Below are 346 nucleotides of genomic sequence, written 5' to 3'. Positions count from 1 at the left end.
CGTCCACCTGGGCGGGGGTGAGCCCGGCGGCGGCCAGCGCCTGGCGGATGACGCGCTGCTGGGAGGGGCCGTTGGGGGCGGTGCGGCCGTTGCTCGCGCCGTCCTGGTTGCCGGCCGAGCCCATGCTCCCGGCCCGGACGGGGTGCCCGTTGTGCTGGGCGTCCGACAGCCGATCCAGCAGCCGCATGCCGACGCCCTCCCCCCAGCCGGTGCCGCCGGCGCCGGCGGCGAAGGACTTGCAGCGGCCGTCGGCGGCCAGCCCCCGCTGGCGCCTGAACTGGATGAAGGCACGCGGGCTGGACACCACCGTCACGCCGCCGGCCAGCGCCAGCGAGCAGCTTCGCTG

Annotated in this window: 1 protein-coding gene; it reads right to left on the bottom strand. The window is 77.7% G+C overall.

Annotated elements, in window-relative coordinates; translation table 11 throughout:
• Positions 1-346: beta-ketoacyl synthase N-terminal-like domain-containing protein (locus UK12_RS34055; protein ID WP_045307092.1), on the bottom strand; the 346-nt coding region annotated here is incomplete at both ends.

Origin of the sequence: Saccharothrix sp. ST-888 (assembly GCF_000955975.1) — a bacterium.
Lineage (GTDB): Bacteria > Actinomycetota > Actinomycetes > Streptomycetales > Streptomycetaceae > Kitasatospora.
Note: the sequence above shows the minus strand (reverse complement) of the source record. Positions and strands in the feature narration are given on the sequence as shown.